The sequence below is a fragment of the Pseudolabrys sp. genome, from assembly GCF_035943735.1.
In the GTDB taxonomy this organism is placed as follows: Bacteria; Pseudomonadota; Alphaproteobacteria; order Rhizobiales; family Xanthobacteraceae; genus Pseudolabrys.
Map to the genome: position 1 here is coordinate 411,033 of NZ_DASZBV010000016.1, position 26,191 is coordinate 437,223.

The 26,191-nt window shown below is 66.1% G+C and carries 29 protein-coding genes; 13 read left to right on the forward strand and 16 right to left on the reverse strand.

The window, feature by feature from the left end; translation table 11 throughout:
• Positions 1 to 104 precede the first annotated feature (104 nt).
• Genes flhB through flgB form a run of 6 tightly spaced genes read right to left on the reverse strand, consistent with a single transcriptional unit; the run spans position 105 to position 3,474 of the window.
• The gene (gene flhB / locus VGV41_RS10365; protein WP_326863737.1) at positions 105 to 1,175 is read right to left on the reverse strand and encodes a flagellar biosynthesis protein FlhB; all 1,071 of its coding nucleotides are present in this window, start codon (positions 1,173 to 1,175) and stop codon (positions 105 to 107) included.
• Positions 1,176 to 1,184: 9 nt separating this feature from the next.
• The gene (gene fliR, locus VGV41_RS10370) at positions 1,185 to 1,955 is read right to left on the reverse strand and encodes a flagellar biosynthetic protein FliR (protein ID WP_326863738.1); all 771 of its coding nucleotides are present in this window, start codon (positions 1,953 to 1,955) and stop codon (positions 1,185 to 1,187) included.
• Positions 1,956 to 2,001: 46 nt separating this feature from the next.
• Positions 2,002 to 2,265, reverse strand: coding sequence for a flagellar biosynthesis protein FliQ (fliQ, locus tag VGV41_RS10375; protein ID WP_326863739.1), 264 nt, complete (start codon positions 2,263 to 2,265; stop codon positions 2,002 to 2,004).
• Positions 2,266 to 2,293: 28 nt separating this feature from the next.
• Positions 2,294 to 2,614: a flagellar hook-basal body complex protein FliE gene (gene fliE / locus VGV41_RS10380; protein ID WP_326863740.1), complete on the reverse strand. Its 321-nt coding sequence runs from the start codon at positions 2,612 to 2,614 to the stop codon at positions 2,294 to 2,296.
• Positions 2,615 to 2,634: 20 nt separating this feature from the next.
• On the reverse strand, positions 2,635 to 3,045 hold the full coding sequence (flgC, locus tag VGV41_RS10385) for a flagellar basal body rod protein FlgC (protein ID WP_326863741.1): 411 nt from the start codon (positions 3,043 to 3,045) through the stop codon (positions 2,635 to 2,637).
• Between the two features lie 30 nt (positions 3,046 to 3,075).
• Positions 3,076 to 3,474: a flagellar basal body rod protein FlgB gene (flgB, locus tag VGV41_RS10390; RefSeq protein WP_326863742.1), complete on the reverse strand. Its 399-nt coding sequence runs from the start codon at positions 3,472 to 3,474 to the stop codon at positions 3,076 to 3,078.
• Between the two features lie 277 nt (positions 3,475 to 3,751).
• On the opposite strand from flgB, the gene VGV41_RS10395 reads away from it, so the two are divergent.
• On the forward strand, positions 3,752 to 4,819 hold the full coding sequence (locus VGV41_RS10395) for a FliO/MopB family protein (protein ID WP_326863743.1): 1,068 nt from the start codon (positions 3,752 to 3,754) through the stop codon (positions 4,817 to 4,819).
• 59 nt (positions 4,820 to 4,878) lie between these two features.
• Entirely contained in the window at positions 4,879 to 5,574 is a 696-nt protein-coding gene (gene fliP, locus VGV41_RS10400; RefSeq protein WP_414705085.1) for a flagellar type III secretion system pore protein FliP, read from the forward strand.
• A gap of 54 nt (positions 5,575 to 5,628) precedes the next feature.
• Here fliP and VGV41_RS10405 read toward each other — a convergent pair whose 3' ends face one another.
• The 5 genes from VGV41_RS10405 to fliL form a co-directional block, all read right to left on the reverse strand.
• Positions 5,629 to 9,306, reverse strand: coding sequence for a tetratricopeptide repeat protein (locus VGV41_RS10405; protein ID WP_326863745.1), 3,678 nt, complete (start codon positions 9,304 to 9,306; stop codon positions 5,629 to 5,631).
• 92 nt (positions 9,307 to 9,398) lie between these two features.
• The gene (locus VGV41_RS10410) at positions 9,399 to 10,328 is read right to left on the reverse strand and encodes a flagellar protein FlbB (protein WP_326863746.1); all 930 of its coding nucleotides are present in this window, start codon (positions 10,326 to 10,328) and stop codon (positions 9,399 to 9,401) included.
• Positions 10,325 to 10,768, reverse strand: coding sequence for a DUF6468 domain-containing protein (locus VGV41_RS10415; protein WP_326863747.1), 444 nt, complete (start codon positions 10,766 to 10,768; stop codon positions 10,325 to 10,327). The genes VGV41_RS10410 and VGV41_RS10415 overlap by 4 nt, the downstream gene beginning before the upstream one ends.
• The gene (gene fliM / locus VGV41_RS10420; RefSeq protein ID WP_326863748.1) at positions 10,765 to 11,958 is read right to left on the reverse strand and encodes a flagellar motor switch protein FliM; all 1,194 of its coding nucleotides are present in this window, start codon (positions 11,956 to 11,958) and stop codon (positions 10,765 to 10,767) included. The genes VGV41_RS10415 and fliM overlap by 4 nt, the downstream gene beginning before the upstream one ends.
• Before the next feature lie 7 nt (positions 11,959 to 11,965).
• Positions 11,966 to 12,481, reverse strand: coding sequence for a flagellar basal body-associated protein FliL (gene fliL / locus VGV41_RS10425; RefSeq protein WP_326863749.1), 516 nt, complete (start codon positions 12,479 to 12,481; stop codon positions 11,966 to 11,968).
• A gap of 347 nt (positions 12,482 to 12,828) precedes the next feature.
• Here fliL and flgF point away from each other — a divergent pair, with 347 nt between their 5' ends.
• Genes flgF through flgH form a run of 4 tightly spaced genes read left to right on the forward strand, consistent with a single transcriptional unit; the run spans position 12,829 to position 16,198 of the window.
• Positions 12,829 to 13,581, forward strand: coding sequence for a flagellar basal-body rod protein FlgF (flgF, locus tag VGV41_RS10430; RefSeq protein ID WP_326863750.1), 753 nt, complete (start codon positions 12,829 to 12,831; stop codon positions 13,579 to 13,581).
• Positions 13,582 to 13,598: 17 nt separating this feature from the next.
• The gene (gene flgG / locus VGV41_RS10435; protein ID WP_326863751.1) at positions 13,599 to 14,387 is read left to right on the forward strand and encodes a flagellar basal-body rod protein FlgG; all 789 of its coding nucleotides are present in this window, start codon (positions 13,599 to 13,601) and stop codon (positions 14,385 to 14,387) included.
• A gap of 9 nt (positions 14,388 to 14,396) precedes the next feature.
• A complete protein-coding gene (flgA, locus tag VGV41_RS10440; protein ID WP_326863752.1) occupies positions 14,397 to 15,392 on the forward strand; it encodes a flagellar basal body P-ring formation chaperone FlgA in 996 nt (331 codons plus the stop codon).
• 56 nt (positions 15,393 to 15,448) lie between these two features.
• Entirely contained in the window at positions 15,449 to 16,198 is a 750-nt protein-coding gene (gene flgH / locus VGV41_RS10445) for a flagellar basal body L-ring protein FlgH (protein WP_326863753.1), read from the forward strand.
• A gap of 45 nt (positions 16,199 to 16,243) precedes the next feature.
• Here flgH and VGV41_RS10450 read toward each other — a convergent pair whose 3' ends face one another.
• From VGV41_RS10450 to VGV41_RS10460, 3 genes are all read right to left on the reverse strand, one after another.
• Positions 16,244 to 17,902, reverse strand: a complete 1,659-nt coding sequence (locus VGV41_RS10450) for a tetratricopeptide repeat protein (RefSeq protein ID WP_326863754.1) — start codon at positions 17,900 to 17,902, stop codon at positions 16,244 to 16,246.
• 114 nt (positions 17,903 to 18,016) lie between these two features.
• The gene (dksA, locus tag VGV41_RS10455) at positions 18,017 to 18,430 is read right to left on the reverse strand and encodes an RNA polymerase-binding protein DksA (RefSeq protein ID WP_326863755.1); all 414 of its coding nucleotides are present in this window, start codon (positions 18,428 to 18,430) and stop codon (positions 18,017 to 18,019) included.
• 226 nt (positions 18,431 to 18,656) lie between these two features.
• On the reverse strand, positions 18,657 to 19,067 hold the full coding sequence (locus VGV41_RS10460) for a flagellar assembly protein FliX (RefSeq protein WP_326863756.1): 411 nt from the start codon (positions 19,065 to 19,067) through the stop codon (positions 18,657 to 18,659).
• A 246-nt stretch (positions 19,068 to 19,313) separates the two neighbouring features.
• Between VGV41_RS10460 and VGV41_RS10465 the strand changes: the two genes are divergently transcribed.
• Genes VGV41_RS10465 through VGV41_RS10475 form a run of 3 tightly spaced genes read left to right on the forward strand, consistent with a single transcriptional unit; the run spans position 19,314 to position 21,222 of the window.
• Positions 19,314 to 20,426: a flagellar basal body P-ring protein FlgI gene (locus VGV41_RS10465; protein ID WP_326863757.1), complete on the forward strand. Its 1,113-nt coding sequence runs from the start codon at positions 19,314 to 19,316 to the stop codon at positions 20,424 to 20,426.
• Positions 20,426 to 20,755: a flagellar assembly peptidoglycan hydrolase FlgJ gene (gene flgJ / locus VGV41_RS10470; RefSeq protein WP_326863758.1), complete on the forward strand. Its 330-nt coding sequence runs from the start codon at positions 20,426 to 20,428 to the stop codon at positions 20,753 to 20,755. Before VGV41_RS10465 ends, flgJ begins: the two co-directional genes overlap by 1 nt.
• Positions 20,752 to 21,222, forward strand: a complete 471-nt coding sequence (locus tag VGV41_RS10475; RefSeq protein WP_326863759.1) for a hypothetical protein — start codon at positions 20,752 to 20,754, stop codon at positions 21,220 to 21,222. Before flgJ ends, VGV41_RS10475 begins: the two co-directional genes overlap by 4 nt.
• Positions 21,223 to 21,227: 5 nt before the next feature.
• Here the strand turns inward: VGV41_RS10475 and VGV41_RS10480 are convergent, their stop codons facing one another.
• Entirely contained in the window at positions 21,228 to 21,785 is a 558-nt protein-coding gene (locus VGV41_RS10480; protein WP_326863760.1) for a hypothetical protein, read from the reverse strand.
• 286 nt (positions 21,786 to 22,071) lie between these two features.
• On the opposite strand from VGV41_RS10480, the gene VGV41_RS10485 reads away from it, so the two are divergent.
• The 4 genes from VGV41_RS10485 (at position 22,072) to flaF (ending at position 24,662) form a co-directional block, all read left to right on the forward strand.
• Positions 22,072 to 22,887: a flagellin gene (locus VGV41_RS10485; protein ID WP_326863761.1), complete on the forward strand. Its 816-nt coding sequence runs from the start codon at positions 22,072 to 22,074 to the stop codon at positions 22,885 to 22,887.
• Positions 22,888 to 23,058: 171 nt separating this feature from the next.
• Entirely contained in the window at positions 23,059 to 23,874 is an 816-nt protein-coding gene (locus VGV41_RS10490) for a hypothetical protein (protein ID WP_326863762.1), read from the forward strand.
• A gap of 46 nt (positions 23,875 to 23,920) precedes the next feature.
• Complete coding sequence (gene flbT, locus VGV41_RS10495; RefSeq protein ID WP_326863763.1) at positions 23,921 to 24,355, forward strand: flagellar biosynthesis repressor FlbT; 435 nt, start codon at positions 23,921 to 23,923, stop codon at positions 24,353 to 24,355.
• The gene (gene flaF, locus VGV41_RS10500; RefSeq protein WP_326863764.1) at positions 24,297 to 24,662 is read left to right on the forward strand and encodes a flagellar biosynthesis regulator FlaF; all 366 of its coding nucleotides are present in this window, start codon (positions 24,297 to 24,299) and stop codon (positions 24,660 to 24,662) included. The genes flbT and flaF overlap by 59 nt, the downstream gene beginning before the upstream one ends.
• 43 nt (positions 24,663 to 24,705) lie before the next feature.
• On the opposite strand, the gene VGV41_RS10505 is transcribed toward flaF, so the two are convergent.
• Positions 24,706 to 26,190 carry a flagellar biosynthesis protein FlgL gene (locus VGV41_RS10505; RefSeq protein ID WP_326863765.1) on the reverse strand — a complete coding sequence of 495 codons (1,485 nt, stop codon included), beginning with the start codon at positions 26,188 to 26,190 and terminating at the stop codon, positions 24,706 to 24,708.
• Between the last annotated feature and the right edge of the window lies 1 nt (position 26,191).

The window sequence follows — 26,191 nt, forward strand, 5'->3', positions numbered from 1 at the left end:
ACCTTCTCTCGCCGCAGCGCGAGCTCCAGGTTCTTGGTGCCTGAGAGCGCCCGCCGCCGCAAGGGCTTGCCCGGCCGCCCTCTGGATAAGCGGTGTCGCGCCGCCTAACGGCGGGCGACGGCCCGCCGCAGCCGCATGACGTAGCCGATCACCTCCGCCACCGCCTTGTAGTGCTCGGGCGGAATCGGCTGATCGACCTCGACGGTCGCGTGCAGCGCGCGGGCGAGCGGCGGGTTCTCGACGATCGGAATGCGGTGCTCGCCGGCGATCTCCCTGATCTTCAGCGCCAGCGCGTCGACGCCCTTGGCGACGCAGATGGGCGCCGGCATGCCGCGGTCGTATTGCAGCGCCACCGCGAAATGGGTCGGATTGGTGATGATGACCGAGGCTTTCGGCACCGCCGCGATCATGCGCTTGCGCGAGCGCTGCTGCCTGATCTGCTTCAGCTTGCCCTTGATGGTCGGATCGCCTTCGCTCTGTTTGAACTCCTCCTTGAGTTCGCGCAGCGACATCTTCTGCTTCTCGTACCATTGCCTGTACTGGAACAGGTAATCGCCGGCGGCGACCACCGCGAGCATGGCGACGACGGTGCCCATCAGCTTCAGCGCCAGGGAGGCGGTGAAGGGCAGAAGCGCCGCAGGGTCGGCGTACACCAGCGCTTCCATATGCTTGCGCTCGGGCCACAACAGCGCGGCGAGCACGGCACCGACCAGCACCACCTTCACCAGTCCCTTGGCGAGGTTGGCGACCGCCTGCATGGAGAACTGACGCTTGAGCCCGGCAAGCGGCGACACCTTCGAGAGGTCGGGTGTCAGCGATTGCACCGACCAGACGAGCCGGTGCTGCACGAAGTTGCCCGCGGCCGCGGCGATAATGAGGATGAGGAACGGAAGGCCGATGGCCGCGATGATCTCGCCGCCGATCGTCATGAACAGATGGGGCAACGCCGGGCCGTCGACGCGGATCTGCCAGCCATTGGCGATGAGCCCGCGCATGGTCGTGCTCAGGTCGCGACTCATGCCGCCGGAAAACGACATCAGCACCAAGGTGGCGCCGGCCATCACGAACCAGGTGTTGACCTCCTGGCTCTTGACGACGTCGCCGCGCTGCAGCGCTTCGTCTAAGCGCTTTTGACTTGGTTCTTCTGTTTTATCGGAGTCGTCCGTCTCGGCCATCGCGTGCCCCTATGGCGGAGTCGCGAGTTGGCCGAGCACCGTCTGCAAGAAATCGGTGAAGGTGCCCATCATGGCGCCGAGCACCGCGACCAGCAGCAGAAGCCCGAGCAGGATCGACAGCGGCAGGCCGATGAAGAACACCTGCATCTGCGGCATCAGCCGCGACAGCACGCCGAGCCCGAGATTGAACAGTAGTCCGAACACGATGAACGGCGCCGCGAGTTGCACGCCGATGCGGAACGAGGCGGCGACGACCTGCGTCATGTGCTTGGCGACGTCCCCGGCGAACGGCAACTCGCCCGGCTTGAACACCGCATAGCTGTCGTTCATCGCCGCGATCACCAAATAGTGCATGTCGGTGGCGAAAATGAGCGTCACGCCGAGCACGGTGAGGAAGTTGCCGACCAGCGCGCCCTGCTGGCCCTGCGTCGGGTCGATCGAGGTGACGAAGCCGAGGCCGAGTTGCTGCGCCACGACCGAGCCGGCGATCTGCAGCGCCGAGATCGCCAGCCGCGCGCTCATGCCGATGACGAGACCGACCACGACCTCTTCGACCATCTCGACGGTCACCGGCGCCAATGAGTTGAGATTGACCGCATAGGCCTGCCGGTGCAGCGGCAGCAGCACGGCGGTCAGGACCAGCGCGATGGTGAGCCGCACGCGCGCCGGCAGATTGGCTTCGCCGAAACCGGGCAGCAGCATCACCATGCCGCCGATCCGCCCGAAGGCGAGGATGAAGGCCGCCCCCAGCGCAGGCAGGAATGAAATATCGACGTGCATGAAGCGCCTGCGGTGTGCGCGGTCACGCGAACCGCGACGAGCCGCCCTAACCAGTAGCGATGCGCGCGGCGATTCGCAGCATTTCCATATGCAGCTTCTCGGCCATGAACGGCAGCGCGATCAAAAGCGACACGAAGATCGCCAGGATCTTCGGCACGAAGGCGATGGTCATTTCCTGAATCTGCGTCAGCGCCTGCAAGAGCGAGATGACGACGCCGACGACCAGCCCGACCAGCATCACCGGCGCGGAGACGACAACGAGGGTGATGATCGCTTCGCGGGCGACGTCGAGTACTTCCGGTCCGGTCATAACGTCCCTGTTTCTGCCTCGCGCCGCGTCAGATCGGCATCTTCATGATGTCTTCGTAGGCCGAAATGATCTTGTCGCGCACGGCGACGACGGCATCGATCGCCACCTCCGTCTCCGACACCGCGGTGACCACGTCGACCATATTGGCCTTGCCGCTCGCCACCGCGCGCGTCTGCGCATCCGAATTGCGGCCGATATGGTCGACCTCGCCGATCGCCTGCTTGAGCACCGAGGCGAAGCTTGTGCTGCTGTCGCCGCCCGCCGCGGCGGCCCCGCCGCCGAGAGGATTGTTGGAGGTCAGCCGCGCGATGCTGGCATAGGCGTTGGCCGCGCTGATCGGTGAGGCCATGGTCGAGGGTTTCCTGCTGCTCAGGCCTTGAGGATGTCGATCGTGCGCTGAAGCATCGCGCGCGTCGCGGTAATGACGTTGACGTTGGCCTGATAGGAGCGCTGGGCGTCGCGCATGTCGGTCATCTCGACCAGCGAGTTGACGTTCGGGTATTTGACGTTGCCGTTCTTGTCAGCGGCGGGATGGCCCGGCTCGTATTTGAGCTGGAAGTCGGAATTGTCGGTGACCGTCTTGCCGAGCTCGACGACATTGGCGCCCACCGCTCGATCGTATTCGGTCTGGAAGGTCGGGATCTTGCGGCGATAGGGATCGGCGCCCGGCGACGAGGCCGTCGAATCGGCGTTGGCGATATTCTCCGAGATGACGCGCATGCGCCCGGCTTGCGCCCGCAAGCCGGTCGCGGCGATCTGCATGCTCTTGAGGAAGTCCATCGGTCTTCTCCTTGTCGCGCGCGCGCTGCGTCAGGCCTTGCCGATCGCCGTCTTGAGCATATTGAGGCTGCGCGCGTAGAGCGCCGACACGGCCTGGTAATCCATCTGGTTGGCGGCGACCTTGATCATCTGGTCTTCCAGATTGACGCCGTTGCCGCTGGCGCGGATGTCGAACTGCCCGCGCTGTTGCGTGCGGAACTCGCCCCCGGTGTCGCCGAGACCGGGAATGTGGCCGGTCTCGGTGGTGGCGAGCCGCACCGGCTGCACGCCGTGCGATGCCGAATCGAACTTCAACGGCGCGAGGTCGGCCGGGCGGAAATTCGGCGTGTCGGCGTTGGCGACATTCTCGGCCAGCACGCGTTGACGCGCCTGCGCCCATTCGAGACGGGTGCGCAGCATCGAAAAGATCGGTATGTCGGTAAGTGCCATCGAGCGCCCCCGTTTTGAGCGGTTCCTGCGAGCCGAAGCCGCAGTAGGCAGACTTTGCCGGGTGTATGGTTAACGGCCGGTAAAGAAACCGGGCGGCTGACAGCCGACGCGACGGCGGCATTAACCACCCCGCCGGGCGCCAAACCCGCCGTTTCGCGCAAAACCCTCTTTATTTGTCCAGACTCTGTTAGTATGCGGTCGGCAGATTGTGCCTGCGTCCATTAACACTTCGGGCGGCTCGCGCCCGATCGCGGCGGCACCAGAGCGGAGCTTGCGTATGTTCGATTCCCTGTTTGGCCTGCCGTTGGCCGCGCGGTTCTTCATCGCCTTCGTGGTGGTGCTCGCCTTGATCGGCATCACCGCCTGGGTGGTGCGCCGTTTCGGTGCGGCCCGTCTGGGCGGCGGCTCGGCGCGCGGCCGGCAGCCGCGCCTCGCCGTGATCGACGCCGCGACGGTTGATGGCCGTCGCCGGCTCGTGCTCATCCGCCGCGACAACATCGAGCACCTTTTGATGATCGGCGGCCCGAGCGACGTCGTGATCGAGCCCAACATCGTGCGCGCAGGTGCGCCGCGCGAGGCTGGCCGCATCGACACGCCGCCGCGCGATTCGGCGCGGACGACCCCGGCGGTCGACAACGGCTGGCCGCTGCAGCCGATCAACGAGCCGCCTGCCCCGGCGCCGGTGGCGCCCGTTGCGCCGGCCGCGCGTGCGGCTTTCCGCGCCGCCGCAGCCGAAGAGCCGTGGACGGCGCCGGAGCCCGGCGCGCGTGCCCGTCCGGCCGAGAATCTGAGCGGGCTTGCGGCCGAACTGTCGTCGCGCCTCGCCGCGTCCGAACTGCCGCCGCAGGCGCTCGCGCCGCGGCCCGAACCGGTCGCGCCGCGCGCGGAGCCGACGCCCGCTCCCGTGCCGCGCGTGACCGCCGTGCCGCCGCCACCCGAGCCGGTCGCCGAGCCGGCGGGAACGCATGACCAGAACCTCGCCGACATGGCGCACCAACTCGAAGCGGCGCTCCGCCGCACGCCCGACAATCGCCCGCCGGTGACCGATCCGCTGGCGCAGGCGCGTCCCGCCGAAGTGCGCGCGGCCCTGCGCGAGCCGAAGCCGCGCAGCGAGCCGTCGCTGGAGGTCAAGCCGGAGCCGCGCAACGAGCCCAAGCTCGACGTCAAGCCCGAGCCGCTGTTCGAGCCGAAGTTCAAGTCCGAGTCCAACGTCGCGCGCCTCGAGCCGAAGCTCGACATCAAGCCCGAACCGAAGCCGCAAGCGCCGGCGAAGGGTCAGGACTTCTACGACAACCTGGAAGAGGAGATGGCCAGTTTGCTCGGCCGTCCATCCGGTAAATCGTGACAGGCCATTCCGGCCGCCGTGTCCGTCTGTTGACGGTGGCGGTCGGGGTAGCGGCGGCGATGCTGGTTATGACGTCGCCTGCGGGTGCGCAGGACGTCAGCATCAATTTCGGCCAGGGCTCCGGGCTCACCGAGCGCGTCATCCAGATGATCGCGCTGTTGACGGTGCTGTCGCTGGCGCCGTCCATCCTCGTGATGATGACGTCGTTCACGCGTATCGTCGTCGTGCTGTCGCTGTTGCGCACGGCGCTCGGCACCGCGACGACGCCGCCCAACGCCGTCATCATGTCGCTGGCGCTGTTCCTGACCGCCTTCGTCATGGGCCCGGCGCTGCAGCAGTCCTACGATCAGGGCATTCGCCCGCTGATCGCCAACCAGATCACCGCCGAGCAGGCCTTCGACCGCGGCGTCCAGCCGTTGCGCGCCTTCATGCAGCAGAACGTGCGCGCGCAGGATCTCAAGCTGTTCATGGACATGGCGAAGGAGCCGCCGCCGGCGAAGCCGGAGGACATGTCGCTGCGCGTGCTGGTGCCGGCCTTCATGATCTCGGAGCTCAAGCGCGCCTTCGAGATTGGCTTCCTGCTGTTCCTGCCCTTCCTCATCATCGACCTGGTGGTCGCGTCGGTGCTGATGTCGATGGGCATGATGATGCTGCCGCCGGTCGTCGTGTCCCTGCCGTTCAAGCTGATCTTCTTCGTGCTGGTCGACGGCTGGAGCCTGGTGGCGGGATCGCTGATCCAGAGCTACGGGCACTAGGGCGAAAGCGCTGGCTACCCCGCCTGCGCGGAGCATGACGCATCGCGTTGCGGACTAGCGCTGCGACCGCTCCGGGATTGACCCGGTCGGCACCGGATCTGGACGCAGCGGCACGCCCTTCGGCGCTGCCGGCGGCGCGGGCGGCTTGGGCGGCGCCGTCTTCACCGTCTGCGCCGGCACGGGAGCCGGCGGCTTGGGCTTGGCGAGAGGTTTCGCCTTGGCTTTCGCCTTCGCCGCCTGCTCGTCCGGATAGCGCGTCTCGATGTCCTTGATGAAGGCGGCGAGCGTGTCGATCGACGCCACGCGGCGCGCCACGTCCTGGAATTCGGCGCCGTCGGTGCCGATGGGCGCGCTCACCACGTTGAACGCGCGCGCGTCCGGCGTGTCGGCCATCTTGGCCGCGTACTTCTCGCGCAGCCGCATCAGCCCGATCGATTCGTCGCTCATCGCATAACCGATCGCCGCGCGCAGAATGTCCGAGCGCTCGGTGTCGTTCAGCGGCCGGAAATCGCGCCAGCGGTCGCCGTAGAGCAACTCGATCTGCTCGGCTGCCTCGCGCCAGCGCTTTGCCGCCCACAGGATGTCGCCGCGCAGACGGATCGCCTGCGATGTCTGCATGTTTGCAATCAATTCGAGCGCCAGCCCGTGCCGGCCGAGCTCGGACAGCGCGCGCGCCTCGAGCAGCAGGCGGTGGTCGCGCAGCTCGTTATTGAGGTCGCTGCTGCGCGTCGATTGCAACGTGGCGAGCGCCTTGTCCGGCTTGTGATCCATCAGATAGATGGTCGCGAGCTTGGTGGCGACCTGCGCCCGCGCAGCGCCCTCGAGGCGGTGGTCGACCTGGTGCTGCAACAGCTCCGCGGCCTGCCCGAGCAAATCGACGGAGACGAGGCGGTCGGCGAGCTTGCGGATCATCTCGTCGCCGCGGCGGCCGATCGGCGTCAACTCGCGATAATCGTAGAACAGGCCGAGCGCCTCGACCGCCGGCATTTGATCGCCGGCGCCGCCGAGGAACAACTTGTCGAAGGTCGCCGCCGCCTCGTCCTGGATCTTGCGCGTGATGTCGCTGCTCGGATGCGCCAGCATCGCGGTCTTCATCACGTGGAAGGCATCGCGATAGCGGTGCTCCTCGGTGTAGAGGTGCGCCAGCAGGCGGAGCCCTTCGGTCTCGGTCTCGTCCCCACGCCATACGGTGGTGAGCATCTCGAGCGCCCCGACGGCGTCCTTGCGCACCATCTCGTGCGAGCCCCACAGCAGCTCGATCTCGCGCAGACGCCCCTGCGCCGCCGCACGTCGGTCGTTCGAGGCGATCGCCGCCCGATAATGAGTCAGCGCCTCCTGTTTATGGCCGAGGCCTTCTTCTAGGCGGCCGCGCAGCACTTCGACCTCAGGCGTCATCCGCGCCGAGACGCCGATCGTTTCGAACTCGTTGATGAGCCGCGCCGCGCCGCTGTAGTCCCTCACCTCGAGGTCGGTGCGCAACGCCTCTCTCATCGCCAGCCGCTGCAGTTCGAGCGGCAGCGTCGCCACGCTGCTGTCGAAGGTCTTGAAGGCCTCGCGCGCCTCGATCCATTTGCCTTCGCGCGCGAAGGCGATGCCGCGCCACAAATTGGCGCCCTGCTGGTTGCCGATCTTGGGAGAGCCGAGATCCACCAGCGCCTCGTCCGGGCGGTCCATCAGCACCTCGGCGACAGCACGCAGGATCTTGCCGCCGACGTCGTCGTCGCCCGTCTTGTCCGGCAATGCGACGTCGAGCACGGCCTTGGCTTCCGTGGCCATGTCCTGCGCCAGATAGAAGCGCGCCAGCGCGAAGCGCGCCGCCTTGCGTCTGGCCGGCGGCGCCGCTGCGGCCTTGTTCAGCAATTCGGTTTGCCGCGGAAAGAACTGCGCGTGCTGGTCGAAGCCCCAGATTTCCGGATCGAAGGTCACGTCCTGGAAGCTGACGCCACCGCCCTGCTCCTGCGCGAGGGCGGTCGCCGAGAGCGACAGTCCGTGCGGACGGGAGATGGTGACCTTGTCGGGCGCAATCGCCGCGGTCACGTCGTCGGCGATCGGCTGCACCACGATGCCCTGGCTGGAGGAGAGCGTGCGCAGCTCGACGAAATGTTGATCCTTGAGGAAGCCGCGCGGCGGCGCGAGCGCGGTCACCACCACCAGCCGGTCACCGATCTCCGGATCGCGAAGGCGATGCACGGCGCTCGCCTTCACGAAAGGAATGACGATGTTGGCGCGGTCGCGGCCGACCACGCTGCGCGCGATCAACAAAGGCTGCGGCGGCCGCACCAATGTGTCGGCGACCTCGATCGTCCAGGTGCCCGCCTCCGCGGTCGCGCTGATGAGGCGCGGCCGGTCGAGCTGGATGCGGATGATCTCCTCGCCGTCGGCCCCGCGACGCTGGGAAACATTACGGATGCCCCGCGGATCGCCGCGGACCGCGGCGAGATCGATCTTCGCCTTGCTGTCGAACACCATCCACAGCATGTCGGCGCGGCGAAACACCGCGGCCGGCGTCGGCGCGGCGAACGGGAACGTCAGCTTCAGCATGTCGCCGGAGTGGTCCATCGCCGCCACCACCGGCGCATCGGCGTCCGCCGGCGCGGGCGCGGGCATTGCCGCCGCTTTCGACGCTTCCGCCAGCGGATGCGGCTGGCCGTCGTCCTTCGGCTTGGCTGCCGTCGCTGCGATGGGAGCTTGCGGCTTCGCTTCGGCCAGCGGCTTGGCTGGCGGAGGAACAGGCGGCTGCGCTGCAGGCGCCGGTGCCGGTGCCGGCGCCGGTTTCGGCGGCGGCCCGCTCGGCACCGCCTCACTCGCCGTGGACGGCGCGACCGTTTGCGGCGCGTCGATGACCAACGGTGCGGCCGCCTTGGCCCCGCTCGGCCCGGCGGCGCCGGCGCGGCTGCCGTCGCGGCCGATGTCGATCACCAGCGAGCGATCCTCGCGGAAGCTGTGCACTCCCGGCGCACCGTTCAGCACGAAGGTGACGCTGGTCGAATTGATGCCCATCTCCGCGGCGATCGAAACCAGACCCGGCGGTTGCGTCGCAAGCGCATCGGCGAGGTCCCAGCGGATTTGCCGGTCGAAGCGCAGGGTGATCTTGCCGGCGCTCTGATCGGGGACGACGTCGGCCTGGTCCGGCAGCGGAAAGACGTAGCGCGTGAAGGTCGGCTGCACCGCCACCTTCACCCGCACCAGCGGCGGCCCGCGCGGCGCTTCCGCATTCCGCCTCTTGAGCAGCCGTGTCGCCTCCTGCGCGCGGTCGGCGAGCTCGTTGATGACCGATTGCGGCAGGCCCGGCAGCACGCCCGACCAGTTCTCCGGGAGGAAATCGATGAACAGGCGCTCCGCCGCCGGAATCACATTGAATTTGACCGGATGCGCCAGCGCGATGCGCACCGCGCTGCCGTCGGGATCGCGGCGGGCGGCGCTGAACAGGTCGGGCGCCAGCGTATTGAGCTTGTCGACGCCGACGTTCACCGGCTTGGCAAATTTGATGACCATGATCATCCCGTCGAGGGTGACCTTGGCCTTCACCTCTTCGTCGAAATGAAAGACCATGCGCGAGAAGCCGGTCTCCTTGCTGACGCGCACCTGCCCGCTCACCGGGTCGGCCGCGCGCACCGACGGTGTCAACGTCAACAGGGAGGCAATGACGGCAACGGCAAACGCACCCGCTCGCGCAAGCGCGCGCCACGGGCGGTCTGGCATCTCCATGAAACGAGGAGGCAGAACCGTCATGAAGCCGTCCAGCCGGGCGAAGTGCCGGCAGCAAGAGCCTAGAGGCGGCCGTTTAACGGAGCCTTAACCGTGCCGGGCGAATTGGCCGCGCTCTAGCGCGCCGTCGGTCGGCCCTGAATCTTGGGCAACTGGTCGGCGGCGGGGCTGGCGTTGCCGCCGGCGCGGTTGGCCAACTCGACGGTCAGCCGTTCGGCCGATTCGGGCGTCATCAGCCCCATGATTTCGGCCATCTTGGCCGGCTTCATCTGCGTCGACACATCGACCAGGATTTTGAGGTCGAGCCGGTCGAAGATGCGCGCGGCGTCCTTCGACTTCATGTTCTCGTACATGGCGACGAGATCCTTGAAGCGCGCCGCATTACTCTTCAGGCGCGACGCCTGGGCGCCGTCGACCTGCGTCTCCATGCCGCGCAACTCGGCCAGCTTGGCGTTGATGCGCTTCTCCGCCGCCTTCAGCAGGCTTTCGCGCATGTCGAGGGAACGGTTGCGATCGTCGAGCTCCTGGCGCCGCTCCTGCAGGCGCTCCAGCACCGCCCGCTCGCCAGCCGAGGCGATGTGGGAGGAATCCTGCACCACGGCGCCGCCGACCTCGACCTTGGTATCCCCCGGCGGGGTGTCGCTCACCGCCATGCCGTCGATCTTCTGCACCTTCTCCGGCGGCTTGGCGGCTTCCTTGCCGTCCTTGCCGTCCTCGCCTTTCTTGTCCTTCTCGCCGACGGAGCCGGTGATATCGGCACTGTCGCCGTTAAAATTGAACATCTCCTGCGCCCACGGCTTGGGCTTGGCCGCGGGCTCGGCCTCGGCGAAGGTCTGGCCACGCTGGTCCTCGCGGATGATCTTGGGGTAGGCGGGAATGTGCTCGCCCGTGGTGACTTTCAGCTCGGGCTCGCCACGATTCTGCAGCCGCTCGGCGAGCGTATAGCCGCCGTCGAAGACAATCCCGGACACCTTGAGCACGAAGAGGCAGATCGTGGCGAGCAGCACGATCGGAATGAGCCTGACATCGCGCCAATAATTCTTCACGCCGCCAGTCCGTTCAAGCGGGCGCGCGCCCGTTCCGTGAAAGCCTGCGCCGCCGCGGCGACTGCCTTCGGATCCGGCGCCGCCGGGGTGGCCGGCGCCGCCGGCTCGATCTGTCTACCGGCCGTAGCGATGCGCGTGAGCTTGGCGAGCAGCGCTTCCGCGCCCTTCATCTGCTGCTCGATCTCGCCCGACAATTCCTCGCTGCGCTGCAGGCGCGCGCTGAGTACCTGCTCGCCCTCGCGCATCGTCTGCTTCAGGCCGGCAATGGCGCGCTCGGCGATCTCGGTCGCGGTGATGAGCTCGGAGATGGTGATGCGCAGCGACTGCTCGTCGGCCTTCAGCAGCCTGAGCTGCTTGTTGAGCCGCACGCAATAGAGAATGGTCAGCAGCAGCAGGATAGAGACCATGGTCTCGATGCCAAGACCCAGATTGTAGCTCACGGAACCTCCAGGCGATTGCTAGACTCGTCCGCCTTCTCGAACATGGCGAACGTGGTGCGCGGTTTGCGCAGTTGTTTGGCGACGCGCACGGCGACGCGGTCGCCGACGCGGCCCATGCGGCCTTCGCTCATCGTGATGTCGCCGCAGCGGACGGTCACCATGGCGTCGGGCTTGAGCTCCAGCATCAGCGTGTCGCCGACCTCGAGATCCATCATGCGGCGCAGCGGCAGGCGCGCCTCGTAGAGCACGGCGTCGACCTCGATCTGTGCCTGCCCGATCTCGGTGGCGAGATGGCCCTCCCAGATGGGATCGCGACCGAACTTCTCGCCCATGAACATCTGGAGAAGCGTCGCGCGGATCGGCTCGATCGTCGCGTAGGGCAGCAGCAATTCGACGTTGCCGCCGCGGTCTTCCATGTCGATGCGCAGGCGCACCAGGATCGCGGCATTGGCCGGCCGCGAAATCGCGGCGAAACGCGGATTGGTCTCCAACCGGTCGATATTGAAGCGAACCGGCGACAGCGGCTTGAAGGCAAGCTCGGCGTCGGCGAGCACCACCTCGATCAGACGCTTGACGAGGCTCGTCTCGATCGTGGTGTAAGGCCGGCCTTCGACGCGCACGGTACTCTGGCCGCGACGGCCGCCGAGCAGCACGTCGATGATCGAATAGATGAGACTGGAATTGACGGTGACGAGGCCGAAGTTTTCCCACTCTTCCGCTTTGAACACGCCGAGTATCGCCGGCAGCGGAATGGAGTTGAGATAATCGCCGAAACGCACCGAGGTGATGCGATCGAGCGAGACCTCGACGTTGTCAGAGGTAAAATTGCGCAAGCTGGTCGTCATCAGCCGCACGAGGCGGTCGAAGATGATCTCCAGCATCGGCAGACGCTCGTAGGAGACCATCGCCGAATCGATGATCGAGCGGATGCCGGAATTGTCCGTGAGCGAAACGTCCGACAGGCTGAAGCCGAGCAGACTGTCGATCTCATCCTGATTGAGGATGCGCTCGGCGCCGCCTTTGCCGCCCTGCAGCGCCTCGCCGTCGTCGACCATCGCCGCCCATTGGGCGGCGGCTTCCTCACCGGGCCCCGTGGCCTTTTCCGCCGCGGCGCCTTCGGTCTCGGCGTCGAGCGCCTGCCCCCATTCGGCGGCGAGCGCGTCCTGATCGATCTGGTCCTTGCCGGCCATCAGTGGCTCACTGGACGACGATTTCTTTGAACAGCACCGCGTCGATGTGGTTCGGCGCCAGCACGGCGTTGACCCGACGCGTCAACTCTTCCTTCAGCCGGTAGAGCCCGGCGGAGCCGTCCAAATCGGTCGGCCGCAGTTCCCGCAGGTAGGTCTGGAACGCGTCCATGACGCGCGGCATCAGCGGCTTGATCCGCTCGACCAGCCCCGCGTCGGGCAGTTCGAGCACGACCTTGACCTTGAGATATTGCGTACGCTCGCTGCCGGAGTTCGCGAGGTTCACGAGCACGTCCGGCAGATCGACGAAGGTGGCGGGCTTCGCCTTCGCCTCCTCCTTTGGCTTCTCGACCTTGCTGCCGTGGCCAAGGAAGAGATAGCCGCCGGCGCCGCCACCGAGCACCAGCACCGCGGCGGCCGCGATGATGATCATCTTGCGGGAAAATTTCGGCTTCGCCTTCGGGGCTTCTTCGGTGTCCGCCTCGGCGTCAGCCGCCTCAGCCTTCTTCTTGGTCTTGCCTGCCATGAACAGCCCCGATTGCCACCCCGGGAGCGGCGGACGACGTCGGCAAAATCATGCCGCGTCGCGGAACGGCGCCCCCACTGGCAAGCTAGGTCGGCATGGTTAACAGATGCTTTCCACGACCCCGGCGCCGGGAATTTTTTGCCGGGTCGATTGCGCTTTTTGCCCTGCCGCCGGGACCGGTAATTTTCATCATCGATCTGATTTCATTGGCAAATCAAAGTTGGCACGACCGCTGCAACAGGATCGGCAGCCGCCCGGGTTTGGGAGAACCAGGGCGGTACCGATGAAACGGTCGGGACGCGCCTCGGGAGGGTTCGTCTCAGCCGCGCTGATCAGGGGAGTTGCCGATGCAGAATACGTTTCTGATCGGACTGTCGCGCCAGGTCGCGCTTAGCCGCGAAATGGACGTCGTCGCCAACAACATCGCCAACGTCGACACCACCGGCTACAAGGCCGACGGTTCGCTGTTCGAGGAATATCTGTCCTCGTCCGCCCGCACCGACGCGGGTGCGCGCGTCAGCTATGTGCGCGACCGCGGCGTCTGGCACGACATGAACGCCGGCGGGATGCAGCGCACCGGCAATCCGCTCGACGTCGCCATCGACGGCGACGGTTTCTTCACGGTGCAAACATCGCGCGGTCAGCGCTACACGCGCAACGGCTCGTTCAAGATCAACCCCGCCGGCCAGTTGGTGACCTCGGAAGGCGATCCCGTCCTCGGCAGCGGCGGCCCGATCACGTTCCAGCCCAACGACCGGCAGATCTCGATCAGTCCCGACGGCACCATCAGCGCGCGCCAGGGTAATTCCACCGCCGACAGCGTGCGCGGCACGCTGACCGTCGTCAATTTCGCCAATCCGCAGCAGTTGCAGAAGGACGGCGGCAGCACCTTCAAACCGCCGGCCGGCGTGACGCCGCAGGCCGCCGCGGGCGCCAAGATCGTGCAGGGCGAACTGGAGAAGTCCAACGTGCGCGGCGTCGTCGAGATGTCGCGCATGATCGAGATCACGCGCAGCTACATGCAGATCGCCTCGATGCTGCAGCAACAGAGCGACGTCAGCCAGCAGTCGATCGACAAGCTGGCCGCCGTACCGAATTGATGAAGGAGTTTTAAGTCATGCGCGCTCTGAGCACCGCAGCGACCGGCATGATGGCCATGGAGCTCAATGTCCAGGTCATCTCCAACAATCTCGCCAACATGACCACCACCGGATACAAGCGCCAGCGCGCCGAATTCCAGGATCTGCTCTACGACCACGTCAGCCGCGTCGGCACACAGACCTCGGCGCAGGGCAACATGCTGCCGGTCGGCATCGACCTCGGCTCCGGCGTCAAGACGGTCGGCACCGTGCGCCTGATGACGCAGGGCAACCTGACGCAGACCGGCAACCAGCTCGACGTCGCTATCCGCGGCGATGGCTTCTTCAAGGTGCAGTTGCCCGACGGCACCTTCGCCTATACGCGCGACGGCTCCTTCAACATGGACTCTCAGGGCCGCATCGTCACGCCGCAAGGCAACGTGCTTCAGCCCGCGATCACCATTCCGCCGAACTCGACTGGCCTCACCATCAACGCGCAGGGCCAGGTCTCGGTCATCCCGCAGGGCTCGACCACGCCGCAAATTCTCGGCCAGTTGCAGATGACCCGCTTCATCAACCCGGCGGGCCTCCTGCCGATGGGCGACAACCTCTACCAGGAGACGCCCGCCTCCGGCACGCCGATCGACGGCCTGCCAGGCACGGACGGCGCCGGCGACCTGCAGCAGGGCATGCTCGAGCAGTCCAACGTCGATTCCGTCTCCGAGATCACCAACCTGATCACCGCTCAACGCGCCTACGAGATGAATTCGAAGGTGATCTCCGCCGCCGACCAGATGATGCAGTCGGTCTCCAACCTGATGCGCTGAGGCACGGTCATGAAGCGGTTCATGCTCTCTCTCGGACTTCTCGCAGCGTTCACCAGCGCAGCCGTCGCGCAGGACGCGACGCCGCACCCGGTGCTCAAGGCCAATGTCGTCGTCAACGGCGATCTCGTCCGCATCGGCGACGTCGTCGACAACGCGGGCATCATCGCCAAAGTGCCGATCTTCCGCGCCCCCGACCTCGGCATGACCGGCACGGTGCCGGCGGAAGCGGTGGCCGAGGCCGTGGGGCAGTACAAGCTCATCGGGCTGGACACCAATGGCATCAGCGAAGTGACCGTCACTCGCGCAGCGCGGATGATCCCGGCCAAGGCTGTCGAGGACGAGGTCGCGCGCGCGCTGTCGGACCAATATCAGCTCGGAGCGGCCAAGGACCTCATGGTCACCTTCGACCGCACGCTGCGGGCGATGTATGTCTCGCCGTCGGCACTGGGCGAGCCGCGCGTCACCCGCATCAGCTACGACAACCGCAGCAACCGCTTCGACGCCGACATCGACCTGCCGACCGGCGCCGACAGCCGCGGTACGCTCCGCTTGGGCGGCCAGGCCATTCCCACCATCCAGGTGCTGGTGATGGCGCATAGCGTCGAGCGCGGCGCACTGCTCAAGGACTCCGACATCGGCGTCGAGCGCAAGCCGCGCGCCGAAGTCAGTCGCGACGCAATCACCGACCGCGACCAGGTCGTAGGCCTCGCCGCGCGCGACAGCCTGCCGAGCGGCCGGCCGCTGCGCCCGAGCGACCTGACGCGTCCCGAGCTCGTGCAGCGCAACGACATCGTCACCCTCACCTACGACATGCCCGGCCTCTCGCTCACGGTGCGCGGCAAAGCCACCGAAGGCGGCGCCCAGGGCGACACCATCACGGTGCTCAACGAACAGTCCAAGCGCATGCTGCAAGGCGTCGTCATCGGGCCCGGCCGCGTGGCCGTGATCACCGGCACCGCCCGTCTTGCCGCCAACCTTCCGCAGATCGGCGGCTCCGGCCGCTAGTCCTTGAGAGTTCGAATTCGTCCGGCGCAGCCGCGCCCTTCCCGAAAGCGACACCGATGAAACCTTACAAAGTCTTGCGTGCGATCGGCCTGGCGCTGCTCACCAGCTCCGCCCTGAGCAGTTGCGCGGCCATCGACCGGCTGAAGAATATCGGTGAGCAGCCCAAGCTCAGCGCCATTGACAATCCGACGGCGGCGCCTGGCTACAAGCCGGTGCAGATGCCGATGCCGGCGGCGGCGCCCGCCTCCTACAATCCCAACTCGCTGTGGCGCAGCGGCGCGCGCGCCTTCTTCAAGGATCAGCGCGCACACCAGGTCGGCGACATCCTCACCGTGCAGGTGAACATCACCGACAAGGCGATCATCGCCAACGAGACGCAGCGCAGCCGCACCAACACCGAGGATTCCGGCATCACCGACTTCCTCGGCAGCAAGACCATTCCCAATCCGGCGAAGGCGATCCTGCCCGGCCGCATCCTCACTGCGGACTCGACGGCATCGAGCGACGGCAAGGGCTCGGTCAACCGCTCGGAAGCGTTGCAGACCAACGTCGCCGCCGTGGTCACGCAGGTGCTGCCGAACGGCAACCTCGTAGTCGAAGGCAAGCAGGAGATCCGGGTCAATTTCGAAGTGCGCGAACTGGTGGTCGCCGGCATCGTGCGGCCGGAGGACATCCAGAGCGACAACACGATCGACTCCTCGAAGATCGCGCAGGCGCGCATCGCCTATGGCGGCCGCGGCCAGATCACCGACGTGCAACAGCCGCGCTACGGCCAGCAGGTCATGGACGTGATCCTGCCGTTCTAGTTCTCAGCTCCCGCGCCGTTTTCGTCTCGCGAGCGGAATCGGCGTCTAAGGTGCGGCCTCCGGTAGCTCCCCTGCCGGAGGCCGTGCTCGTTTTGGCGCCGGATGCGAGAGCGAGGGCCGCCGCGTCGCCAGCACAAGCGCGAGATGTCCCCGCACCTCCTCGATCACCGGCTGCCAGTCCGCGAAGCGCGGCTGCCGGAATAGTTCGGCGTTTGGATACCACGGACTGTCGGTGCGTTCGCGCAGCCAACGGAAGTCGGCGGCGAAGGGTAGCATGAGCAATGTCGGTACAGCGAGCGCGCCGGCAAGGTGCACGATCGCCGTATCGACCGACACGACAAGATCGAGGTTTTCGATCAGGGCGGCGGTGTCGGTGAAGTCATGCAGGTGTGCCGACACATCGACGACACCGCGGCGTTGCAACAGCGCGCGCTCCTCGTCGCTCGGCGGGTACTGCAGGCTGACGACATCCGCGTCGATGCCGGCCCACACGTCGGCGAAGCGGGCGAGCGGCAGCGAGCGGTTGCTGTCGTTGCTGTGCGAACTGCGGCCGGCCCAGCAGATCCCGATGCGCGGCCTGCCCTGCGGCAGCCGCGCCGCCCAGGCTGTGACCTCCGCCGCGCCGACGCGGAGATAAGGAATCGCAGCCGGCACCGTGGCGACGCTGGTCCCGAACGCGCGCGGCAGGCTCATCAGCGGACAGTGCAAATCGAATGGCACGAGTTTATCGCCGCGCGCCACGACACGCGCGACGCCGGCGACACTCTCCATCAGCCGTGCGAGCTCGGGCTGCACTTCGAGCACGACGCTGGCGCCGCGTTCGGCCACCAGCGGCGCATAGCGGACGAACTGGATGGCATCGCCGAAGCCCTGCTCCGCGTGCAGCAGGATGGTGCGGCCCTTGAGGCTCTGCGCGCCCGTCCACAGCGGCGACTTGAAATCCCGCCGGTGCCCGGCGAAGGCGCCGGTCTGCCAGCGGCGCTCGTAATTCGACCAGCCCTCGGCGGTGTCCCCACGCGCAAGCTGCGCCAGCGCGAGTTCGAACGTCGCTTCGGCGAAGTTCGCATCGCGCGCCAATGCGCGCGTGAGATCGGCGACGGCATCGTCGAGCCGGTCCAGCCGCCGCAAGGCGTGCGCGCGATTGGTCAGCAGTTGCGCGCTCTCGCCGCCGGCATGCATCGCGGCGTCGTAGCTCGCGATCGCCTCCTCCGGACGGTTGAGCGCGACCAGCGCGTTGCCGCGATTGCCCAGCGCGTCGACATGCTGCGGGTCGCACGCGAGCACGCGGTCGAAGGCTGCAAGCGCCTCTTCCGCGCGGCCGAGACGCAGCCACGCCGTGCCGCGGCGGTTGATGAGATCGGCATCGCCCGGCGCGAGCGCCAGCGCTGCGTCGTAGTGCGTCAGCGCCTCGTCGAGGCGGCCGAGCGTATGCAGCACCAGGCCGTATGTGGAGAGCAACTCGGACGAGTTGCCGTTCTGCTTCAGCGCCTGGGTGAGATAATGCATCGCCTGCGCCGGACGGCCGGCCTGATAGTTGAGATAGCCGAGCAGATGCAGCGCGCCGACGTGAGCCGGATCGCGCGCGAGCACAGCCTTGTAACGCTTCTCGGCCTGCGCCAGCGCGCCGTCGCGATGCGCGGCCTGCGCCTTCTCGAAGAGCGGCGCGAGGTCCGCGCCTTGAATTGCGGTCTGGGCAAGCGCCATTGCGGCAGCGAGTCGTTAAGTCAGAGGAGAATCACGACCGCAAGGATAGACGAAACGACAAAGCCCGGCGCGCGCGCCGGGCTTCATGAATGCGGATGGATCGTGCGCGGCCGTTCAGTCGTCGCGATAGACCCGCTCGCGGCGCTCGTGCCGCTCCTGCGCTTCGACCGACAAGGTCGCGATCGGGCGCGCCTCGAGGCGGCGCAGCGAGATCGGCTCGCCGGTCTCCTCGCAGTAGCCGTAGGTTCCGTCGTCGATGCGCGTCAAAGCCTCGTCGATCTTGGCGATCAGCTTGCGCTGCCGGTCGCGCGCGCGCAGCTCGATGGCCCGATCGGTTTCCGAGGAAGCGCGGTCGGCGAGATCCGGATGATTCTGGTTCTCCTCCTGCAGATGCTGCAGGGTCTCCTTGGCTTCCTTCAGGATGTCCTCGCGCCATGCCAGGAGCTTCGTGCGGAAGTACTCCCGCTGGCGCTCGTTCATGAACGGCTCCTTGTCCGAGGGCCGATAGTTCGCCGTCTTGGCCAACATCCCACTGACTCCCCTGTCTTCTTCGGTCTTCTTGTGTCGTTGAGTAGAGTGCTACCCCTCTACTTGCGGCAGGCTTATATACGCGCGTCCGCAGGCGGACAACACCTTCCGCGCGGCATGTTCATAGCCAGATTTCTATGACAATTCAGTGACTTGCCAAGGGATAGGCAGCCGCCTGCCTGCGCCGAAGGCAGTTCCGCCGACCCTTTGCGGATACCGGAGCCGGCTACTGGACGCCGGCCTTGGCGAGTTCCACCGCAACCCGGAGATTGATCGCCGATAGGACGGTGTCGAGGCCGGGGTCGCCGCTTTCCTCGGTCAGTCCTTCGGCAGCGACCTTCAGGCGCGCCACGGCCGACTGATCCAGCGTGCCGTCCAGCAGCGCGGCCTTGAGGCGATCGAGCACGTCGAGCGCATGGCGGCCCTTGGCGACCGCCCGCTTCTTCTTTTGTGTTGTGTCCTCGATGCCTTGCAGCGCGAGCAGCGCGTCGACGGTGGAGATCGAACGCAGACCGCCGGTCTGCGCCGTGCCATGCGCGGATTCCTGCTCGTCGACGCTGAAGCCGCCGGAGGCGGTGCGTCGCGCGGCGCCCGGCTTGGCGGCGAGCGCGGTGCCGCCCGCTCCATAGATGCGCATCGAATCCCCCACAGCGGCCGAGTGCCTGTGCCCCCGTGCGTGACAGCCTGCCCGCGTATGGTTAACCGCGGGTAAAGGGCCCGGCAAAACTTGCCGCCTGAGCCGCTTTCTGCCGACACGGACCCTGCGGCTACTGCGCCGGCGAATCAGGAAAATCACATTGACTCAAGACCTTGCGGGGCCGCGCCGACGTGGCACGCGGATCGCATAAGGATGTGCAGTCATACGTCACATTGGGGAGCAGTGATGACGAGGACATTGCGTACCGCACTCGTTGCGGCACTGATGGCTTTATCTATCCCGGTCAGCGCCGGGGCGACCTCGCGCATCAAGGATCTGGCGAATATCGAGGGTATTCGTCAGAACCAGCTCATCGGTTATGGCCTGGTGGTCGGTCTCAACGGCACCGGCGACACCCTCAACAACATTCCTTTCACCAAGCAGTCGCTGCAAGCGATGCTCGAGCGCCTCGGCGTCAACATCCGCGGCCAGACGCTGCGTACCGGCAACGTCGCCGCCGTGATGGTGACCGCTAACCTGCCGGCATTCGGCACGCAGGGCACGCGCATGGACATTACGGTGTCATCGCTCGGCGACGCCAAGAGCCTGCAGGGCGGCGTGCTGCTGGTCACGCCGCTGCTCGGCGCCGACGGCAACGTCTATGCCGTCGGCCAGGGCTCGGTTGCGATCGGCGGCTTCGCGGCCGAGGGCGAGGCCGCCAAGATCGTCCGCGGCGTGCCGACCGTCGGCCGCATCGCCAACGGCGCCATCATCGAGCGCGAGATCGACTTCAATCTCAATCGCGAGAACCAACTGCGCATCGCCTTGCGCAATCCAGACCTCACCACCGCCAAGCGTGTCGCCGCCGCGATCAACGACTATATCGGCGTGCCGACGGCGGAGCCGCTCGATCCGGCGACCGTCGGCCTCACCGTGCCGCAGCAGTACCGCGGCAACGTCGTCAAGCTGCTCACCGACATCGAGCAGTTGCAGGTCGAGCCGGACGAGGCCGCCAAGATCGTCATCGACGAACGCTCCGGCATCATCGTCATGGGCCGCGACGTGCGCGTGTCGACCGTTGCGGTCGCGCAGGGCAACCTCACCGTCACGATCTCCGAGACGCCGCAGGTCAGCCAGCCCGGGCCATTCTCGCGCAACGGTCGGACCGTCACCGTGCCGCGCACGCGCATCGGCGTGCAGGAGGACAGCAAGAAGCTCGCCGTGGTCAAGAACGGCATCTCGCTGCAGCAACTCGTCGACGGGCTCAACTCGCTGGGCATCGGTCCGCGCGACATGATCGCCATCCTGCAGGCGATCAAGGCCTCCGGCGCCATCCAGGCCGATATCGAGGTGATGTGATGTCGGCCACCGTCGCCCTCCCCCCGCCCGGCCTGACGCCGCTCGACCTCATCAACAACGCGCAGCTTCAGGGCAAGGTCGATACCTCGACGCAGGCCAAAGCGAAAACCGCCGCCCGCGATTTCGAGGCCGTCTTCCTCAATTCCATGTTCCAGCAGATGTACACCGACATCGGCGGCGACGGCCCGTTCGGCGGCAGCGGCGCCACCGGCGTCTGGCGCTCGATGCTGACCGATCAGTATGCGCGCAGCTTCTCCAAGGCCGGCGGCATCGGCATTGCCAGCCAAGTCTATCAGAGCCTGCTCGCCCATCAGGAGCATCGTCAGTGAGCGCGAGCGAAACCGATATGGCGATCTCGACCGCGGCCGAAGCCGAGCGGGCGATCGCCAACCTCAACACGATCATGGACAGCCTGATCGAGACGGTCGAGGAAGAGACCGCGCACATGCGCAAGGGACGCCTGCGCGAGGCGGTCGCGCTCGAGCCGCGCAAGACCGAGCTCGCGCAGCGTTACGTCGCGGAGAGCGCGCGCGTCAACACCGCCAAGCCGGCGATCGCCAAGGCGCTGCCGCAGGCCCTCGCCGCCTTGCGCGAGCGGCACGCCGCCTTCCAGAGCCTGCTGCAAACGAACCTGACGGTGATCGCCACCGCGCACGCCGTGTCGGAAGGCATCATCCGCGGCGTCTCCGGCGAGATGAACCGGCGTCAGGCGCCCTCGACCTACGGTGCGAGCGGCCGCACCAACGCGCCGGCCCCGCGCAACAGCCAGCCGCTGGCCGTCAGCCGCAGCCTTTAGGCCCGTCAACTGCCGCTACTGCTCGTGCTCGTGACCTGGCTCTCCTTAAGACCGGTCACGGCGTCGATCTGCGTGCCGTTGGAAAGCGTGATGATATTGGTCTTGCTGTTGAGATAGGAGCCGCCGCCGAGATCGACCAGATCGGCGGGATCCACATAAGGGAGCCCGGTCGTCGTGTCGATCTGGCTGCCATCCGGCATCGTCAGGATATTGTTGGTCGTATCGAGCGACGAGCCGTTCGAGAAATAGATATACGGATCGAGCGTGTTCTGCGGCTGAACCATCGACTGCTGGGCCTGCAACTGGGCAAGAGCATCCATGAGCTGTTGCTGCTGCTGCGTCTGCTGGTTGTTCGCCGCGATCTGCGCGTAGAAATTCGTCGCGCTGGTCACGGTATTCTGCGTGATCGAGGCGAAGGTGTTGGCGTAGCCGGATGCCTGGCCCAAGAATGAACTCACCGAGCCGTCATTGCCGCTCGTCAATGCGTCGAAGATGCCGCCGAGCGAGCTCTGGCTGGCCGCCATTGCACCGGCAATCCACGAACCGCTGCTCTGAATACTCATGGGAACGCCCGCGGGAAGCGCTACCACTACCGCCTTTGTCCTTAACAAATCGTGGCGACACTGTGCCCGGCAGAACCCATAGCCCGCTTGCCACGCGGATTAAGATTGCAAATTCAATCGCCCGCAAATTTGAATTTGATTCAAAAGCAGGCGCGGACAATAAAAATAACGAAACATTAACCACAACCTTTAAGCGCCCGTTTGGACGTATGTGAGATCACAGGCACCGATCCACTGGATCGAATTCAAGCGCCAGTACGGCATATAGACCAGAAAGGTACCGACTATGTCCTCTATCGTTCTCTCGGCGGGCGTCCGTTCGAACCTGCTGCAGCTCCAGCAGACGTCGGATGCGATCACCCAGACCCAGACTCGGCTGGCCACCGGCCTGCGCGTCAACTCCGCCCTCGACAACCCGAACAACTACTTCACCGCTCAGGGCCTCAACAACCGCGCCAGCGACCTGGGTAACCTCCTCGACTCGATGGCGACCGGCATCAACACGATCCAGGCCGCCAACAACGGTATCTCGGCGATCACCAAGCTCGTGCAGTCGGCCCAGTCGCTGGTCAGCCAGGCTCAGCAGACCTCCGACACCACGACCCGCGCCAGCCTGGCCACCCAGTTCGACCAGATCCGCAGCCAGATCGACCAGCTCGCGCAGGACTCCGGCTTCAACGGCATCAACCTGCTGAACGGCGACAACCTGACGGTCACCCTGAACGAGACCGGCAAGTCCTCGGTCACGATCAGCGGCGTCACCGACACGACCGCCAGCAAGCTGGCGATCAACGCCTCGAGCAACAACTGGGCCGGCGCCACCGACATCACCGCCGCCTCGACCGCGCTGACCTCGGCCCTGACGACCCTGCGTTCGCAGGCCCAGAGCCTCGGCTCGAGCCTGTCGACCGTGCAGATCCGCCAGGACTTCACCAAGGCCACGATCAACACGCTGCAGACCGGCGCGAACGACCTGACCCTGGCCGACTCGAACCAGGAAGGCGCCAACCTGCTCGCCCTGCAGACCCGCCAGCAGCTGTCCACGACGGCTCTGTCGCTCGCCTCGCAGGCCGACCAGAACGTCCTCCGCCTCTTCCAGTAATCGGCAGAGCGTCAAATCCGATGGAAACGGCGGCCTTCGGGCCGCCGTTTTTTTTGCCCTCGGCTACCGAAAGAGGCTTTACCGCAGTCCCCGGCTTTAAGGCCCCATTAACCTTAACAATTCATTGTTGGCGGATACCTCGGTCGGTTTTCCGCCAGACAAGGGACTGCCATGAGCAATATCGTTCTCTCAGCCGGCGTAAGGTCGAACCTGCTGCAGCTGCAGCAGACCTCGGACCTGATCACGCAGACCCAGGATCGATTGGCCACGGGCAAGCGCGTCAACTCTGCGCTCGACAATCCGATCAACTACTTCACCGCGCAAAATCTCACCGGGCGCGCCAACGACCTCAACGCCCTGCTCGACTCGATGTCGACGGCGATCAACACCATCCAGGCCGCCAATAACGGCATCACGTCGATCACCAAGCTGGTGCAGTCGGCGCAATCGATCGTCAACCAGGCGCAGCAAACCACCGACACCACCATCCGCGCGAACCTCGCCACGCAGTATGACCAGATCCGGAGTCAGATCGACCAGCTCGCGCAGGACTCCGGCATCAATGGCATCAACCTGCTGAACGGCGACACGCTCACGGTCACGATGAACGAGACCGGGACCTCGAAAGTATCCGTGGTCGGCGTCACCGATCTGACCAGCGGCGCCGTGGCGATCAACGCCTCCGCCAACAACTGGTCAGGCGCCACCGACATCAGCGCCGCTTCGACCCAGCTCACCGCGGCATTGACGACGTTGCGGTCGCAGTCGCAGGGGCTGAGCGCCAACCTGCAGACCGTGCAGGTCCGCCAGGATTTCACCAAGTCGATGATCAGCACGCTGCAGACCGGCGCCGACAACCTGACGCTCGCCGATTCGAACGAAGAGGGCGCCAACCTGCTCGCCTTGCAGACGCGCCAGCAGCTCTCGACCACGGCGCTGTCGCTCGCCGCGCAGGCGGACCAGAACGTCCTCAGACTCTTCCAGTAATCCCGGCGCTCGCCAGCGCCTTCGAACACGCAGAAAGCGGATCGAAATGGGCCTCAAGGTTGAACTCAAGCCTGGCGAGCGGCTGATCCTCGGTGAGTGCCTGGTTACCAATGGCGACCAGCGTACGCGCCTGCTGATCGAAGGGCAGGCACCGATCCTGCGCGAAAAGGAGATCATGACGCCGGATCTGGCCGACACGCCGGCCAAGCGCATCTATCTGGCGGTACAGATCATCTACACCTCACGCGATCCTCGCCCGCATCACGAGACCTATTTCACGCTCACGCGCGAACTCGCGGAGGCCGTGCCGAGCGCATGGCCGTTCATCGAGGAGATCGGTAATCACATCATAACCGGCGCGATGTATAAGGCCTTGAAGTCGGCCAAGGCACTTATCGCCTACGAGAAGGAACTGCTCGACCATGCATCACGCAGCACGGACCTACGGCGCGGTCGCGAAGCAGACCGCAAACCCGCGTGAGCTCGAGGCCGATCTTCTGCTCGATGCGGCGGCGCGCCTGCAGGCGGTTCGCGACGGCTGGGAGAACCGCAGCGCCGAGCTCGAGGCCGCGCTGACCAACAACCGCAAGCTCTGGTCGATCTTCCTCTCGTCCGCGACGAATTCCGAGAACCCGCTGCCGCCCAACCTGCGGCAGAACATCGCCAATCTCGGCATCTACATCTTCAACGAGACGCTGTCGATTCAGTGCAATCCGCGGCCGGACGCGCTGGCGCCGCTGATCCGCATCAATCGCGAGATCGCCGCCGGATTGCTCGGGCGCGGCTGATCACCGCGCCGCTGCCGCGATCATATTCGCATAATCGGGTTCATTATTTCAGATAGTTGACCAGGCTCGTCTGGTAGAGCATCGCCGTCGTCTGCATCGTCGCGGCCATCTGGTTCTGCAGCGACAGCAATTCGGCGCCGACCTGCTCGTTGCTGATCCCGGTGATGCCCTGCAGCATGTTGGTGAGAGTCGCGCTCGTTTGCTGGTGCGTGCTCTTCGACGAGTTCATCGAGGCCTGGGCACCGGCAAGCTCGGTTTCGATGTCGCTGATCGTCTGCACGCCGGGCCCGCCCGACATCGCCGTGCTCAGCCGCTGGCCGAGCGCCGTGCTCAGAGCCGCTCCGTTCGGATCGCTCGGCGAGATCGTCACCGCCGCGAGCGTCGCAACGTTCTGCACGAGATTGCGCAGCGCGCTCTCATTCGCGCGCGTGCCGTACGATACGACAAGGCTGGGATCGATGCGCGTCGACGCGCTCGAGCGGGCCGAGCCGGCGCCGTCCTCTCCGGTGTACCAGATGACGGTGTTCGCCGCGGTGCCGGCAGTCAGGCTGGTCGCGGTGTCGTAGGGCGGACCGGCCACGCGTTGCGGCGGACTGCTGGTGTCCGCGTTGAAGAAGTCGTTCGAGGCCGTCACGGTCGACGCAGCCTTCAGCGACGTGGCCGCGAGGCCGCCCACCGCCGTCGTCAGCGCCGATTGGAAATTGGCCGCAGTCGCCGCCGGCGTGGCGCCGATGGTGAACTGGTTGGCGCCCGGCGGCGATTGTGACGTCGCCGTCAGCGTCAGGTTCTGAGTGGTGCCGTCCGGCAGGTTGAAATTGAGCGTGATCGCATCGCCGTCGTTCGGCGCGCCGGTGAAGTTGACCGAGACCGCCGCCGGCGAGCCGGACGGCCCGCTGACCGTGGCATTGGTCAGGCTCGAGGTCACACCCGCCAGTTTGAAGCCGAAGGGCGACACCGCGTCCTCGGCGACCGAAGCCGTACTGCCCGCCGTGCTGAGGGTCAGGCGGCCAAGCCCGCTCGCGCCGAGGTCGGCCTGGTTGCGCTCGCTGATGATCTGCGTGAGGCCGGCGCGCGTACCGCTGCCGTTCATGATGTCGTCGTAGGTGGCGACCGAAGGCTGATCCGGCGAACTGCCGGAGAAGAGGTAGCCGTTGCCCGATTGCGTGTTGAGCAGGCCCAGAATCTGCTGCAACGAGGATTGCGCGGTCAGTTGCGCCGTATTGGCGTTGCCGCCGGTGGTGTTGCCTTCCAGCACCAGCGATTTCACCGTATCGCCGATAGTACCCATGCTGTTGAGCGCGGTCTGCGCCAGGCCGACGCGCGTCATCGCCATGTCGATGCCGTTGTCGAAGCCGCTGATTGCGGAAAGCTGGGCGTTGAGGCTGACCGTCAGGCCGCTGCCGACCCCGAGACCCGCGTAGGTCTGGGACTTCTGCCCGCTGCTGAGCTGCTGCTGCAAATCCGTGAACTGCGAGCGCATGTTGACCAACGACTGGATCATCGCGTTGTTGACGGAGTTGATCGACATA